Genomic DNA, 13,920 nt, shown 5'->3' on the forward strand with positions numbered 1-13,920 from the left:
AGACCCGCAATAATACGGGTGAATGCCCGCGCCAGACAAGCCTCTGCGGGCATTAAAAACGCCATCAGCCCAGCCGACGGATCGGTTGACCGGCGAGAAACGCCGCAATGTCCTCGACCGCCTCGGTGAAGTAGGCGCGGTAGTTATCGTCCGCCACGTAACCCACATGCGGCGTCGCCAGCACGTTGGGCAGTTGACGAAACACATCGTCGGCCGGCAGCGGCTCCGTCTCGAACACGTCCAGCCCGGCGCCGGCAATCTTCCGCTGTTGCAGCACGTCCACCAGCGCCGCCCGATCGACGATCCCCGCGCGCGAGGTGTTGATCAGGTAAGCGGTGGGTTTCATCGCCGTCAATTCGTCCCGCCCTACCAGCCCGCGGCTGCGATCGCTCAGCACCAGGTGAATGGAGACAAAATCGCTCTGCTCGAACAGCGCCCGTTTGGACGGTGCCAGCAGGGCGCCCTCCTGCGCTGCCCGTTCCGCCGTCAGGTTCTGGCTCCAGGCCAGCACCCGCATGCCGAACGCCTGTGCCACCTTGGCCATTTGGCCGCCGATCTTGCCCAGCCCCAGCAGCCCCAGCGTCTTCCCCTGCAGCGTGACGCCCAAGCCCAGCTGCCACGGGCCGTTGTTCCGCAGCCCGGCGCTTTCCGGCACGATATGCTTGGCCAGCCCGAGCAGCAGCGCCCAGGTCAACTCCATCGGCGCCGCCGACCCGCTGCGGGTGCCGCACACCACTACGCCGCGCTCAGCGGCGGCGGCCAAATCGATAGCGGCATTGCGCATGCCGGAGGTGATCAGCAGCTTCAGCTGCGGCAACCGCGCCAGCAGCGAGGCGGTTATCGGCGTGCGCTCGCGCATGATGACCAGAATGTCGCATTCCTGCAGATGCACCGCCAGCTCCGCCTCATCGGTAAAGTGCGCGCTGATGGCGGACACCTCCACCCGATCGGCCAGCGCCGACCAGTCCGCCATCTTGAGCGCCACCTGCTGGTAATCATCGAGAATTGCGCACTTCAATTTCATCTCCGTCTCCTGGAATGTAGGGGTAGCCACCGTCCAGCCTAGTACGAAAATGCCGTTCCGCCAGGCAAAAAAAAAAGCCGCCCATACAGGCGGCTTGCTTTTGCGCAATCGGGCTTATTCGGCCGGTTTGCGACTGCGCGGGCGACGCGAGGCCGGCGCGCCGGAACGGCGCTGGCCGTCACCCTGCGGGCGAGCGTTGCCGTTACCGTTGCCACGGTTTTCACGCTGGCCGCCGTTGGCGTTACCGCTGCGCTGACCGCCGCCGTTGCCGGAACGCTGGCCACCGCCGTTGCCGCGCGGCGCGCCGCGTCCACCACCCTGGCGGCCGTTGATGATCGGCTCGGCCTTGATGGTCGGATCCGGCTCGTAGCCCGGCAGCGCAATGCGCGGAATTTCACGCTTCAGCAGACGCTCGATGTCGCGCAGCAGCTTGTGTTCATCCACGCACACCAGCGAGATAGCTTCGCCGGTGCGCTCCGCGCGGCCGGTACGGCCGATGCGGTGCACGTAGTCTTCCGGCACGTTAGGCAGCTCGTAGTTCACCACGTGCGGCAGCTGGTCGATATCCAGGCCGCGCGCCGCGATGTCGGTCGCCACCAGCACGCGGATGCGGCCGTCTTTGAAGTCGGCCAGCGCACGGGTACGGGCACCCTGGCTCTTGTTGCCGTGGATCGCCGCTGCGGTGATGCCGTCTTTGTTCAGCTGCTCCGCCAGGTGGTTGGCGCCGTGCTTGGTGCGGGTAAACACCAGCACCTGTTTCCAGTCGCCTTCGCCGATCATCTGCGACAGCAGTTCCCGCTTACGCTTCTTGTCGACGAAGTGCACGCTCTGCTCGATCTGCTCAGACGCGGTGTTGCGGCGCGCCACTTCTACCGAAGCCGGGTTGTGCAGCAGCTTGTTGGCCAGCGCCTTGATGTCGTCGGAGAAGGTTGCGGAGAACAGCAGGTTCTGACGCTTGGCGGGCAGCTTGGCCAGCACGCGGCGGATGTCGTGGATAAAGCCCATGTCCAGCATGCGGTCCGCTTCGTCCAGCACCAGAATTTCGATTTTGGACAGGTCAACCGCGTTCTGATGTTCCAAATCCAGCAAACGGCCCGGCGTTGCCACCAGGATATCGACGCCGCCGCGCAGCTTCATCATCTGCGGGTTGATGCTCACGCCGCCAAACACCACCAGCGAACGCAGGCGCAGGTGTTTGCTGTAGGCATCGACGTTTTCGCCGATCTGCGCCGCCAGCTCACGGGTTGGCGTCAGGATCAGCGCGCGCACCGGGCGACGGCCCTTGACCGGATGGTCATGCTTGCTCAGCAGCTGCAACAGCGGCAGGGTAAAACCGGCGGTTTTACCGGTGCCGGTCTGGGCGCTGGCCATCAGGTCACGACCTTCCAGCACGACAGGGATAGCCTGACGCTGAATTGGCGTCGGTTCGCGATAGCCCTGTTCTTCAACAGCGCGCACAATTTCAGCACTTAAGCCGAGGGTTTCAAATGACATAAAGAGAAAAACTCCAGATCCCCCCTAACCTAACAGTGTTCGGTGCAGTTTCCTGGGAGGATGATCAGACGGGGCATTAAGCATGACCACGAGGGATTGGCACAAACTGCAGTGCACCAGGCGGCGATTGTAACAGAAGTCGCGCAATAAAAAGTACTTTTACGCACCCAGAGCACAATCTGCCGTAAATTCAGCATTGTCTGAAGCCGATCACATAACTCATTGTGATTAGCGGTTGCGTTTTAAACAATCTGGCATAAAGTTAATCATATGATTGATTAACTTTGAGCGTGCCCCATGCCAGCTTCCGTCCCTCATCAGGCCGCCGGCCGAGCGCGCGGCGAGCAAACGCGCCGGCAGCTGCTCGCCGCAGCGACCGACCTGTTCGGTGAATATGGCCTGCAGGGCGCCACCACCCGCGATATCGCCCAGCGCGCCGGCCAGAATATCGCCGCCATCACCTACTACTTCAGCTCCAAAGAGGGGCTGTATCTGGCCGTGGCGCAGTCGCTCGCCGATTTCATCCAGCAGGCGTTCGCCCCGCTGGCCGAAGAGGTCGATCGCTTTGGGCAGCAGCCTGCCGCACAGCGATCGCCCGACGCGGCGCTGCGTTTGCTGCAGCGTGGCCTGCTGGCCTTCAGCGAGCTGATGACCCAGCCGCACACGTTGAATCTGAGCAAAATCATGTCGCGCGAACAGCTTGCCCCAACCGACGCCTACCCGCTGATCCACCGCCAGGTGATCGCGCCGATGCACGAACGGCTGTGCCGCCTGCTGTCGGCCGCCACCGGCATCGACGAACGCGCCGCCCGCCTCGTGTTGCATACCCATGCGCTGATCGGCGAGGTGCTGTCGTTCCGCGTAGCGCGGGAGACCATCCGCCGTCAGGCCGGCTGGCAAGAGATTGGTGAGGGCGAAGCGGCGCAAATCGCGGCGGTGCTGAGCGAGCATATCGAGATTTTAGTTATTGGGCTGCGCCAACGTCACGGCGCGTAAATTCAGGCAGGGAGTGTTATGAACAAAAAACGCAGTGCCTTGATCGTGTTGTTGATTCTGCTGATCGCGGCCGTCGCTTACGGGGTATGGCATTACCAACAGCAGCAAGAGCGGCCGCTGACGCTGTACGGAAACGTCGATATCCGCACGGTCAACCTCGGCTTTCGCGTCGACGGCCGCCTGGCGTCGCTGACGGTGGATGAAGGCGATACCGTTCAGCCGGGCCAGCTGCTCGGCAAGCTGGACGATGCTCCCTACCGCAACGCGCTGCAACAGGCCGAAGCCAACGTCGGCAGCGCGCGCGCCAAACTGTCGCTGCTGCAGGCCGGCTATCGCAGCGAAGAGATAGCCCAGGTGCAGTCAGAAATGGCGCAGCGCCAGTCCGCTTTCGCCTACGCCGACAGTTTCCTGAAGCGCCAGCAAGGGCTGTGGGCGAAAAACGCCACCTCCGCCGACGCGCTGGAGGATGCGCGCACCGCCCGCAATCAGGCGCAGGCCAATCTGCAAGCGGCGAAAGACAAACTGTCGCAATACCGCAGCGGCAACCGCCCGCAAGAGATTGAACAGGCCAAGGCCGAGGTGGCGCAAAGCGAAGCGGCGTTGGCGCAGGCGCAATTGAACCTGCAAGACGCCACGCTGCTCTCCCCTTCAGCCGGCACGGTGCTGACCCGTGCGGTAGAGCCGGGCACCATGCTCGGCGCCGGCGGCACGGTGTTCACCCTGTCGTTGACCCGGCCGGTGTGGGTGCGCGCCTACGTCAACGAAACCAGCCTGAACCAGGCGGTGCCCGGCACCGAGCTGGAGATCTACACCGACGGCCGCCCCGGCAAGCCCTACCACGGCAAGATCGGTTTCGTCTCGCCGACCGCGGAATTCACGCCGAAAAGCGTTGAAACGCCGGATCTGCGCACCGATCTGGTGTACCGCCTGCGGGTGATCGTCACCGACGCCGACGATGCGCTGCGTCAGGGCATGCCGGTCACCCTGCGCTTCGCCAAACCCTGAGGCCGGCTATGGAACAGGCGCACACCATCGAGTTGGAAGGGCTGGAAAAGCGCTTCCCGTCGCTTGAGAAACCGGCGGTCGCCAGCCTGACCACCACCCTGCGCAGCGGCGCGGTCATCGGGCTGGTCGGCCCGGACGGCGCCGGCAAAACCACCCTGCTGCGCATGCTGGCCGGGCTGCTGAAGCCAAGCAGCGGCAAACTGCGGGTCGCCGGGCTGGATCCGATCGGCCAGGATCGCCAACTGCATGCGATCCTCGGCTACATGCCGCAGAAATTCGGGCTGTATGAGGATCTGACGGTGATAGAGAACCTGACGCTGTACGCCGATCTGCGCGGCGTCACCGGCGATCTTCGCCGCCAGACCTTCGAACGGCTGCTGAAATTCACCGATCTGACCCGCTTCACCGGGCGTCTGGCGGGCAAGCTGTCCGGCGGCATGAAGCAGAAACTGGGACTGGCCTGCACGCTGGTGGGCGAACCCCAGGTGCTGCTGCTGGACGAACCGGGCGTCGGCGTCGATCCGATCTCGCGCCGCGAGCTGTGGCGCATGGTGCACGAGCTGGCCAATGACGGCATGTTGATCCTGTGGAGCACCTCTTATCTCGACGAGGCCGAGCAGTGTCGCGAAGTGCTGCTGCTCAACGAGGGCGAGCTGCTGTTCAGCGGCGCGCCGCAGGATCTGACCCAGCGCATGGCCGGACGCACGGTATTGATCGCCGCGCCGCCCGGCAGCCATCGATCGTTGCTGCAGCGGGCGATCTGCCTGCCGGCGGTCACCGACGGCGTGATCCAGGGCAAGTACCTGCGCCTGATCCTGAAAGAAGGCGAAGATCATCGGCAGCTGCTGCAGACGCTGGATCTGCCGGACGCCGAACTGGACGAAGCGGATCCGCGCTTCGAGGATGCGTTTATCGATCTGCTCGGCGGCGGCCCCAACCATCGCTCGGCGCTGGCGGAGATCATGCCGACCGTTGACGGAGAAAGCGGTGAAACGGTGATCGAAGCGGTGCAGCTGACCAAGAAATTCGGCGATTTCGCCGCCACCGATCACGTCGATTTTCAGGTGCGGCGCGGCGAAATCTTCGGCCTGCTCGGCCCGAACGGTGCCGGCAAGTCCACCACCTTCAAAATGATGTGCGGCCTGCTGGTGCCGTCCGGCGGCAAGGCGCTGGTGCTGGGGATGGATCTGAAGACCAGTTCCGGCAAGGCGCGCCAACGCCTCGGCTACATGGCGCAAAAATTCTCGCTGTACGGCAACCTGACGGTGGCGCAGAATCTGAAGTTCTTCTCCGGCGTCTACGGCCTGAGCGGCAAGGCGCAGCGCGACAAAATCAACGAGATGTCCCGCGCCTTCAACTTCGCGCCGATCCTCGATCAGACGCCGGATGCCCTGCCGCTCGGCTTCAAGCAACGCCTGGCGCTGGCCTGCGCGCTGATGCACGAACCGGATATTCTGTTCCTCGACGAACCGACCTCCGGTGTCGATCCGCTGACGCGGCGCGAGTTCTGGCTGCACATCAACGGCATGGTCGACAAGGGCGTCACGGTGATGGTGACCACCCACTTTATGGACGAGGCGGAATACTGCGACCGCATCGGCCTGGTGTATCGCGGCAAGATCATCGCCGCCGGCACGCCGGACGATCTCAAACAACAGGTAGCGCGCGACGACAACCCCAACCCCTCGATGGAACAGGCGTTTATCGAACTGGTGCAGGGCTACGACGAGGAGGAACCGCGGTGAGCGACAACCGAGCCCCAATCGACGACGGCGGCTTCTCCTGGCGCCGACTGCGCGCGCTGTGCCTGAAGGAGACGCGGCAAATACTGCGCGATCCCAGCAGCGGCCTGATCGCCTTCGTTATCCCGCTGATGCTGCTGTTTATCTTCGGCTACGGCATCAACCTGGACTCCAGCAAGCTGCATCTGGGCATTCTGATGGAGCAACAGAGCGAAGACGCGCGCGATCTGGCCCAGGCGTTCGCCGGTTCGCCCTATATCGAACCGACCATCAGCGACAACCGCCGGCAGTTGATCCAGCAGATGCAGGCCGGCACGATCCGCGGCCTGGTGGTGATCCCGGTGGATTTCGACCAGCGCATGGCGCGCCCGCACGACAGCGCCCCCATCCAGGTGATCACCGACGGCAGCGAGCCGAACACCGCCAACTTCGTGCAGGGCTATGCCCAGGGCGTATGGCAAGTTTGGCAGCAGCAGCGCGCCGCCGATCGAGGGAGCAACGACAAGCCGCTGATTGACGTGCAGATGCGCTACTGGTTCAACCCGGCGGCCATCAGCCGGCACTACATCATTCCCGGCGCCATCACCATCATCATGACGGTGATCGGCGCCATTCTCACCTCGCTGGTGATCGCCCGCGAATGGGAGCGCGGCACCATGGAAGCCCTGCTCTCCACCCAGGTGACGCGCAGCGAGCTGCTGCTCTCCAAGCTGATCCCGTATTACTTCCTCGGCATGATCGCCATGGCGCTGTGCATGGCGGTGGCGGTCTGGGTGCTCGGCGTGCCCTATCGCGGTTCGCTGCCGATCCTGCTGCTGATCAGCAGCCTGTTCCTCGCCAGCACCCTCGGCATGGGCCTGCTGATCTCCACCCTCACCCGCAACCAGTTCAATGCGGCGATGGTGGCGCTGAACGCCGCCTTCCTGCCGTCGATCATGCTGTCCGGCTTCATCTTCCAGATCGACAGCATGCCGGCCATCGTACGCGCGGTGACCTACATCATTCCGGCGCGCTACTTCGTCAGCACGCTGCAAACGCTGTTCCTGGCGGGCAACGTCGGCACCGTGCTGCTGATCAATCTGTTGTTCCTGATCGCTTCCGCCGTGGTGTTCATCGGCCTGACGGCCTGGAAAACCCAGCGCCGGCTGGATTGAGGAGAAAGAGCGATGTTTCATCGTCTGTTGACGCTCATCATCAAGGAAATGCAGGCGCTGCTGCGCGATCCGCAAACCCGCGCCATTTTAATCATGCCAGTGATCCTGCAGGTGCTGCTGTTCCCGTTCGCCGCGACGCTGGAAGTCACCAACGCCACCATCGCGGTCTACAGCGAGGACAGCGGCCAGGCCTCGGTAGAGCTGACCCAACGCTTCGCCAAGGCCAAAGCCTTCTCCCATGTCCTGCTGCTGCGCAATCCGCAGGAGATAAAGACCACCATCGACAACCAGCGGGCGCTGCTGCTGATCCGCTTCCCGGCGCAGTTCTCGCGCGATATCGCCGTCGGCAATACCGCGCCGCTGCAGCTGCTGCTCGACGGGCGCAACTCCAACAGCGCGCAGATCGCCGCCAACTACGTGCAGCAGATCGTGCAGGAATATCAGAACGAGCTGCTCGGCAACCGCGCGAAACCCAACAACAGCGAACTGGTGGTGCGCAACTGGTATAACCCGAATCTGGACTACAAATGGTTCGTGGTGCCGTCGCTGATCGCCATGATCACCACCATCGGCGTGCTGATCGTCACCTCGCTGTCGGTGGCGCGCGAACGTGAACAGGGCACGCTGGAACAGCTGCTGGTCTCGCCGCTCACCACCTGGCAGATCTTTATCGGCAAGGCGGTGCCGGCGCTGATCGTCGCCAGCTTCCAGGCCAGCATCGTGCTGTTGATCGGCATCTTCCTGTATCAGATCCCGTTCGCCGGATCGCTGCTGCTGTTCTACGCCACCATGTTGATCTACGGGCTGTCGCTGGTCGGTTTCGGCCTGCTGATCTCGTCGCTGTGCGCCACTCAGCAGCAGGCGTTTATCGGCGTGTTCGTGTTCATGATGCCGGCGATCCTGCTCTCGGGGTATGTCTCGCCGGTGGAGAATATGCCGGTGTGGCTGCAGGATCTGACCTGGGTGAATCCGATACGCCACTTCACCGACATCACCAAGCAGATCTACCTGAAGGACGCCAGCTTCAGCATTATCTGGCGCAGCCTGTGGCCGCTGCTGGTGATCACTGCCACCACCGGCAGCGCCGCCTACGCGCTGTTCCGCCGCAAGATCGCATAAAAAAAGCTCTGCATGTCACATGCAGAGCTTTTTGATCGCCAAATACCCTAAGGCATGAAAGACGACGGATTTAGCGGCGGTTGCCGAAAATGCGCAGCAACATCAGGAACAGGTTGATGAAGTCGAGATACAGCGTCAGCGCGCCGACGATGGCGTACTTGCGGAAGCCGTCTTTATCATCGGCGTTCAGCTGCTCGCCCATCGCCTTGAGTTTCTGCGTGTCGTACGCGGTCAGGCCGACGAACACCACCACTCCGATGTAGGTAATCGCCCACATCAGCGCGGTGCTTTTCAGCCAGATGTTCACCAGCGAAGCCAGCACGATGCCGATCAGCGCCATGAACAACATGCTGCCGAAGCCGCTCAGATCGCGCTTGGTGGTGTAGCCGTACAGGCTCATCGCGCCGAACATGCCGGCGGTGACGACGAAAGTGCTGGCGATCGAGCTGTAGGTGTACGCGATAAAGATGCTCGACAGCGTCAGCCCGGTCAGCGCCGAGTACAGCATGAACAGCGAGGTGGCCACCGCGCCGCTCAGGCGGTTGACCATGCCGGAAATCACGAACACCAGCGCCAACTGGGCGATGATCAGACCGAAGAAGGTGATCTGACTGGAGAAGATGAAGTTGAGGATCGCGGGCGTATTGGCCGCATACCAGGAAACGAACGCCGTCAGCAGCAGACCGCAGGTCATCCAGCCGTAAACCTGCGCCATGTAGGCCTGAATGCCGCTGTTGGCACGTTCGACGATTGAACCATTAGAGCGTGGATATCGGTCCATGACGGTTACCTTTTGCGTTGTAAACAAGATTCCGAAGCCCCGTAAACGGGGCTTCGCCTGCTATAAGCGTACCACAGAATAGGCCGCGCGAAAGCGGCAAAGGTCTTGATTTGTTTCCGCTGTTGAGGCGTTATTTAGCCGCGTCATGCCAGCGCTGCGCGGCCTGACGATCGCTGTCGCGAGCGTCCACCCAACGATCGCCCTGGCCGGTCGCTTCGCGCTTCCAGAACGGTGCGCGGGTCTTCAGGTAGTCCATGATGAACTCGCTGGCGGCGAACGCCATGCCGCGGTGCGCGCCGGTCACGCCGACGAACACGATCTCATCGCCGGGATACAGCGCGCCGACGCGGTGGATCACCGTCACGCGCTGCAACGGCCAACGGCTGCGCGCCTCGGCCACGATCTCCGCCAGCGCCTTCTCGGTCATGCCGGGGTAGTGTTCCAGCGTCAGCGCGCTGACGTCGTCCCCGAGGTTATGGTTGCGCACCTTGCCGGTGAAGGTCACCACCGCGCCGTCGGCGTCGCACTGCGCCAGCCACTGATACTCGTCGCCGACGTTGAACGGCGCTTCGCCCACGCGAATGCGGGTGTTTTCCATGCTTACCCCCCGGTAACCGGCGGGAAGAAGGCCACTTCATCGCCGGCGCGCAGCGGGTGATCCGCCGCCACCAGCGACTGATTGACCGCCGCCAGCAGTTTGCCGGACTCCAGCGCCAGCGCCCAGCGATCGCCGCGCGCGCACAGCGCCTGACGCAGCGCCTCGACGGTCGGGTAATCCGCCGGCATCGACAGCGCGCCGGTGCCCACCAGTTCGCGCACCTGCGCGAAGAAAAGAATATCGATCATGCGTTCACCTTAAAATCACCGGATTTGCCGCCGCTTTTCGCCAGCAGGCGCACCGGGCCGATCACCATGTCTTTCTGTACCGCTTTGCACATGTCATAGATGGTCAATGCCGCCACCGAGGCGGCGGTCAGCGCTTCCATCTCGACGCCGGTTTTGCCGGTCAGCCGGCAGCAGGTTTCAATGCGCACCCGGCTGTGCTCCGTTTGCGCCTCCAGCTGCACTTCGACCTTGCTCAACATCAGCGGGTGGCACAGCGGGATCAGTTCCCAGGTGCGTTTGGCCGCCTGAATGCCGGCGATGCGCGCCGTGGCGAACACGTCGCCCTTGTGATGGCTGCCGTCGACGATCATCGCCAGCGTGGCGGGCAGCATGTCGACGAAGGCTTCGGCGCGCGCCTCGCGCACCGTTTCGGCCTTGGCGGAAACGTCAACCATATGGGCTTCGCCGGCGGCGTTAATGTGGGTTAGCTGTGTCATGACTCAGGGCTTCTTCAAATGGGGCTGGAAGTTGCACGGGCGATGGCGCGCGTCCAACTGCTCTTCGATAATCCGCTCCCAGGCGGTGCGGCAGGCGCGGGTGGAGCCCGGCATGGCGAAAATCACCGTGCGGTTGGCCAGGCCGGCCAGCGCGCGCGACTGGATCGTCGCGGTACCGATCTCTTCGTACGACACCATGCGGAACAGTTCGCCGAACCCTTCCACCTCTCTGTCGAACAGTGGCAACAGCGCTTCCGGCGTGTTGTCGCGCGCGGTAAAACCGGTGCCGCCGGTGATCAGCACCGCCTGCACGTTGTCATCGGCGATCCACGCGGAAACCCGTGCGCGGATCTGGTAAATGTCATCTTTGACGATGGCGCGATCCACCACCTGATGGCCGGCTTCCTGCGCCGCTTCCTGCAGATATTGGCCGGAGGTGTCTTCCGCCGCGCCGCGGCTGTCGGACACGGTCAGGATGGCGATATGCGCCGGAATAAACTCGCTGCTCGCATGGCTCATGGTTCAATAAGCTCCTATTGGCTGTCAGCCGCCGATAAACGACAGGTTCTGGGTGATCCCGCTGTTGCCCTGATGCAGGAAATGGGTCTGCTTCTTGCTCAGCAGCCCGCTCTGAATGCGCGCCTTCAGCGCGTCGAGCTGGCCGTCGTCCGCCAGCAGATCGCGCAGGGGCACCCCCTGCTCGCCGAACAGGCACAGATGCAGATTGCCGATGGAAGAAACGCGCAGCCGGTTGCAGCTGGCGCAGAAGTCTTTTTCATACGGCATGATAAGACCCACCTCACCCTGGTAGTCCGGGTGGCTGAACACCTGCGCCGGGCCGTCGCTGCGGCCGCGCGCCTGGCGCTGCCAGCCCTGCTGCTCCAGCTGCAGGCGAATCACTTCGCCGGAAACGTGGTGTTTGCGAAACAGTTCGCCCCCCTCGCCGGTTTCCATCAGTTCGATAAAGCGCAGCTGGATCGGCCGATCCTTGATCCAGGCGAGAAACGCGCCGAGTTGCTGGTGATTGACGTCGCGCATCAGCACGGCGTTGACCTTGACCTTGCTGAAACCGGCGCTGAAGGCGGCGTCGATACCGTCCATCACCTGGCGGAACTTGTCCTGACCGGTAATGGCGTGAAACTGGCGGGGATCCAGACTGTCGATGCTGACGTTGATCGCCGTCAGACCGGCGTCACGCCAGGCGGCGACGTCGCGCGCCAGACGGTAGCCGTTGGTGGTGACCGCCAGCGTGCGAATGGCCGGATTTTCCCGCACGGCGGCGATGATCTCGGTAAAGTCGCGGCGCAGCGAAGGCTCGCCGCCGGTCAGACGCACCTTTTCGGTGCCCAGTTCGGCGAACGCGCGGCTGACGCGGCGGATTTCATCCAGCGACAGGAAGCTTTTCGGGCTGCCGCTCGGCTTGTAGCCGTCGGGCAGACAGTAGGTGCAACGAAAGTTGCACACGTCGGTGATCGACAAGCGCAGGTAATAGAACTTGCGCTCATAAGCATCAATGAGTTGCGGTACCATAACACCTTTCCAAAGTCGGGAGATGCGAGCGTTTCCCCTCTGCACCCTGGTGGCTGACTTCGCCACGGCCCAGGCGCCATATCGTTCCGGATGAACAACGTAGGCGCAGGGGCTAGGAGTTTGATTTCTCTTCCCGCTACCTTGAGTAGCCGGAATGAAACCGTGGTTTTCAGCAGAATTCTAGCGCTAATCGGCAACGATAGCCAACGCGTTAATTCGCTATATAACTGTCTATACAGCGTTTTTAGACGCCGCGTAATCGGGTAAACCATGATAAACATCGCTTACGAGGGCGAATTGACCAGAATCACGCAAATGGCACTCTTTATCCCCTAAATAATGGGCGTCGCCTCCCGACGGCAAGCCCGCTCCCCCCAGAGGCAACGTCAAGGATAACGGGTATATCGCGTTTTTACGCCGGATCCGCTACCTTATGCGGGCAGTTCAGCCCCTTTGTAAGGAAATTTATGCGTAATCGTACCCTGGCCGATCTCGACCGCGTGGTGGCGTTGGGCGGCGGACACGGCCTGGGCCGTGTAATGTCGGCCCTGTCGTCCTTAGGCTCCCGCCTGACCGGCATCGTTACCACCACCGACAACGGCGGTTCCACCGGCCGCATCCGCCGTTCGGAAGGCGGCATTGCCTGGGGCGATACCCGCAACTGTCTCAACCAGCTGATCACCGAGCCGAGCGTCGCCTCGGCGATGTTCGAATACCGCTTCAGCGGCAACGGCGAACTGGCCGGCCATAACCTCGGCAACCTGATGTTGAAAGCGCTGGATCACCTGAGCGTGCGCCCGCTGGAAGCGATCAACCTGGTGCGCAGCCTGTTGAAGGTGGACGCGGCGTTGATCCCGATGTCGGAACAGCCGGTGGATTTGATGGCGCACGATCACGAAGGCAACCATGTTTACGGTGAAGTGAATGTTGACCAACTGACTCATATGCCGCAGGAGCTGATGCTGTCTCCCCCGGTCAACGCCACGCGCGAAGCGCTGGACGCCATCGCGCAGGCCGACGTGATCCTGATTGGGCCGGGCAGTTTTCTCACCAGCCTGATGCCGCTGCTGCTGCTCGACGATCTCACCCAGGCGCTGCGCCGCAGCAGCGCCAGCATGATCTATATCGGCAACCTCGGCCGCGAGCTGAGCGTGGCCGCCGCGGCGCTGTCGTTAAAGGACAAGCTGACGCTGATGGAAGAGAAGATCGGCCGCCGGATGATCGATGCGCTGATCGTCGGCCCGGCGGTGGACGCCAGTGAAGTGCAGGATCGGGTGGTGATTCAGCAACCGCTGGAAGCGAGCGACATCCCTTATCGCCACGATCGCCAGCTGCTGCGCCAGGCGCTGGATCAAGCGCTGGTAGAGCTGGCCGACCGCCGCTAACCGAATTTAACCGTCTCGCCCGCGCAGCCAGGGATTATCGCTGGCTGGGGCGGGATGGCTGACCATATCGATATACAGATCTTCCACCTCTTTACGCGCCCAGGGCGTGCGACGCAAAAATTTCAGACTGGACTTGATGCTCGGATCGCTGCGGAAGCAGTTGATGCGAATGCGCGCGCCCAGCTCGGACCAACCGTAGTGATCCACCAGTTTATTCAGCAGTTGCTCCAGCGTCACGCCGTGCAGCGGGTCTTTAGACTGGTGTTGGCTCATGTTCGGTACTCTTCGTGGTCAAATCGGGCCGCACACCATAACAGCTTTGACGCGGCCGACAAGGAATTTTGACGCCCACAGCGCGGGCGCCGTCC

At 62.7% G+C, this 13,920-nt stretch carries 15 protein-coding genes and 1 riboswitch; of the genes, 6 read left to right on the top strand and 9 right to left on the bottom strand.

The window, feature by feature from the left end; translation table 11 throughout:
- Nucleotides 1-64: 64 nt before the first annotated feature.
- Both ACUTQY_RS10370 and rhlE read right to left on the bottom strand, forming a co-directional pair.
- On the bottom strand, nucleotides 65-1,024 hold the full coding sequence (locus tag ACUTQY_RS10370; RefSeq protein WP_046686603.1) for a D-2-hydroxyacid dehydrogenase family protein: 960 nt from the start codon (nucleotides 1,022-1,024) through the stop codon (nucleotides 65-67).
- 114 nt (nucleotides 1,025-1,138) lie between these two features.
- Nucleotides 1,139-2,518, bottom strand: a complete 1,380-nt coding sequence (rhlE, locus tag ACUTQY_RS10375; protein WP_046686602.1) for an ATP-dependent RNA helicase RhlE — start codon at nucleotides 2,516-2,518, stop codon at nucleotides 1,139-1,141.
- Between the two features lie 297 nt (nucleotides 2,519-2,815).
- Here rhlE and cecR point away from each other — a divergent pair, with 297 nt between their 5' ends.
- Genes cecR through ACUTQY_RS10400 form a run of 5 tightly spaced genes read left to right on the top strand, consistent with a single transcriptional unit; the run spans nucleotide 2,816 to nucleotide 8,534 of the window.
- Nucleotides 2,816-3,514: a transcriptional regulator CecR gene (gene cecR / locus ACUTQY_RS10380; RefSeq protein ID WP_033642245.1), complete on the top strand. Its 699-nt coding sequence runs from the start codon at nucleotides 2,816-2,818 to the stop codon at nucleotides 3,512-3,514.
- Nucleotides 3,515-3,532: 18 nt separating this feature from the next.
- The gene (hlyD, locus tag ACUTQY_RS10385; protein ID WP_033652365.1) at nucleotides 3,533-4,519 is read left to right on the top strand and encodes a secretion protein HlyD; all 987 of its coding nucleotides are present in this window, start codon (nucleotides 3,533-3,535) and stop codon (nucleotides 4,517-4,519) included.
- A gap of 8 nt (nucleotides 4,520-4,527) precedes the next feature.
- Complete coding sequence (locus ACUTQY_RS10390) at nucleotides 4,528-6,264, top strand: ATP-binding cassette domain-containing protein (RefSeq protein ID WP_128869005.1); 1,737 nt, start codon at nucleotides 4,528-4,530, stop codon at nucleotides 6,262-6,264.
- A complete protein-coding gene (locus tag ACUTQY_RS10395) occupies nucleotides 6,261-7,415 on the top strand; it encodes an ABC transporter permease (protein WP_046686600.1) in 1,155 nt (384 codons plus the stop codon). Before ACUTQY_RS10390 ends, ACUTQY_RS10395 begins: the two co-directional genes overlap by 4 nt.
- Nucleotides 7,416-7,427: 12 nt before the next feature.
- Complete coding sequence (locus tag ACUTQY_RS10400; protein ID WP_046686599.1) at nucleotides 7,428-8,534, top strand: ABC transporter permease; 1,107 nt, start codon at nucleotides 7,428-7,430, stop codon at nucleotides 8,532-8,534.
- 70 nt (nucleotides 8,535-8,604) lie between these two features.
- Here ACUTQY_RS10400 and ACUTQY_RS10405 read toward each other — a convergent pair whose 3' ends face one another.
- The 6 genes from ACUTQY_RS10405 to moaA form a co-directional block, all read right to left on the bottom strand.
- On the bottom strand, nucleotides 8,605-9,315 hold the full coding sequence (locus ACUTQY_RS10405; protein WP_004939761.1) for a Bax inhibitor-1/YccA family protein: 711 nt from the start codon (nucleotides 9,313-9,315) through the stop codon (nucleotides 8,605-8,607).
- 130 nt (nucleotides 9,316-9,445) lie between these two features.
- Nucleotides 9,446-9,913 (bottom strand): molybdopterin synthase catalytic subunit MoaE, encoded by a 468-nt coding sequence (moaE, locus tag ACUTQY_RS10410; RefSeq protein ID WP_033642239.1) that lies wholly within the window; start codon nucleotides 9,911-9,913, stop codon nucleotides 9,446-9,448.
- A 2-nt stretch (nucleotides 9,914-9,915) separates the two neighbouring features.
- Nucleotides 9,916-10,161 (bottom strand): molybdopterin synthase sulfur carrier subunit, encoded by a 246-nt coding sequence (gene moaD / locus ACUTQY_RS10415; RefSeq protein ID WP_004939768.1) that lies wholly within the window; start codon nucleotides 10,159-10,161, stop codon nucleotides 9,916-9,918.
- A complete protein-coding gene (gene moaC, locus ACUTQY_RS10420; RefSeq protein WP_025301929.1) occupies nucleotides 10,158-10,637 on the bottom strand; it encodes a cyclic pyranopterin monophosphate synthase MoaC in 480 nt (159 codons plus the stop codon). The genes moaD and moaC overlap by 4 nt, the downstream gene beginning before the upstream one ends.
- A gap of 3 nt (nucleotides 10,638-10,640) precedes the next feature.
- Nucleotides 10,641-11,156 (bottom strand): molybdenum cofactor biosynthesis protein B, encoded by a 516-nt coding sequence (moaB, locus tag ACUTQY_RS10425; protein ID WP_033642238.1) that lies wholly within the window; start codon nucleotides 11,154-11,156, stop codon nucleotides 10,641-10,643.
- A 24-nt stretch (nucleotides 11,157-11,180) separates the two neighbouring features.
- Complete coding sequence (moaA, locus tag ACUTQY_RS10430) at nucleotides 11,181-12,167, bottom strand: GTP 3',8-cyclase MoaA (RefSeq protein ID WP_016928681.1); 987 nt, start codon at nucleotides 12,165-12,167, stop codon at nucleotides 11,181-11,183.
- Nucleotides 12,154-12,298, bottom strand: a riboswitch (molybdenum cofactor riboswitch). (Overlaps the previous gene by 14 nt.)
- 336 nt (nucleotides 12,299-12,634) lie before the next feature.
- Between moaA and yvcK the strand changes: the two genes are divergently transcribed.
- The gene (gene yvcK / locus ACUTQY_RS10435; RefSeq protein WP_033642237.1) at nucleotides 12,635-13,552 is read left to right on the top strand and encodes a uridine diphosphate-N-acetylglucosamine-binding protein YvcK; all 918 of its coding nucleotides are present in this window, start codon (nucleotides 12,635-12,637) and stop codon (nucleotides 13,550-13,552) included.
- Nucleotides 13,553-13,558: 6 nt separating this feature from the next.
- Here the strand turns inward: yvcK and ACUTQY_RS10440 are convergent, their stop codons facing one another.
- Entirely contained in the window at nucleotides 13,559-13,825 is a 267-nt protein-coding gene (locus tag ACUTQY_RS10440) for a VF530 family protein (RefSeq protein WP_004939783.1), read from the bottom strand.
- Nucleotides 13,826-13,920: the final 95 nt, after the last annotated feature.

This window comes from Serratia sp. TSA_130.1 (assembly GCF_052691795.1).

Coding starts and splice junctions, on each gene's coding strand:
- ACUTQY_RS10400 (WP_046686599.1), top strand. CDS start 7,428: ATGTTTCATCGTCTGTTGACGCTCATCATCAAGGAAATGCAGGCGCTG.
- moaA (WP_016928681.1), bottom strand. CDS start 12,167: ATGGTACCGCAACTCATTGATGCTTATGAGCGCAAGTTCTATTACCTG.
- hlyD (WP_033652365.1), top strand. CDS start 3,533: ATGAACAAAAAACGCAGTGCCTTGATCGTGTTGTTGATTCTGCTGATC.
- ACUTQY_RS10370 (WP_046686603.1), bottom strand. CDS start 1,024: ATGAAATTGAAGTGCGCAATTCTCGATGATTACCAGCAGGTGGCGCTC.
- ACUTQY_RS10405 (WP_004939761.1), bottom strand. CDS start 9,315: ATGGACCGATATCCACGCTCTAATGGTTCAATCGTCGAACGTGCCAAC.
- rhlE (WP_046686602.1), bottom strand. CDS start 2,518: ATGTCATTTGAAACCCTCGGCTTAAGTGCTGAAATTGTGCGCGCTGTT.
- yvcK (WP_033642237.1), top strand. CDS start 12,635: ATGCGTAATCGTACCCTGGCCGATCTCGACCGCGTGGTGGCGTTGGGC.
- ACUTQY_RS10440 (WP_004939783.1), bottom strand. CDS start 13,825: ATGAGCCAACACCAGTCTAAAGACCCGCTGCACGGCGTGACGCTGGAG.
- ACUTQY_RS10390 (WP_128869005.1), top strand. CDS start 4,528: ATGGAACAGGCGCACACCATCGAGTTGGAAGGGCTGGAAAAGCGCTTC.
- moaC (WP_025301929.1), bottom strand. CDS start 10,637: ATGACACAGCTAACCCACATTAACGCCGCCGGCGAAGCCCATATGGTT.
- moaD (WP_004939768.1), bottom strand. CDS start 10,161: ATGATCGATATTCTTTTCTTCGCGCAGGTGCGCGAACTGGTGGGCACC.
- cecR (WP_033642245.1), top strand. CDS start 2,816: ATGCCAGCTTCCGTCCCTCATCAGGCCGCCGGCCGAGCGCGCGGCGAG.
- moaB (WP_033642238.1), bottom strand. CDS start 11,156: ATGAGCCATGCGAGCAGCGAGTTTATTCCGGCGCATATCGCCATCCTG.
- moaE (WP_033642239.1), bottom strand. CDS start 9,913: ATGGAAAACACCCGCATTCGCGTGGGCGAAGCGCCGTTCAACGTCGGC.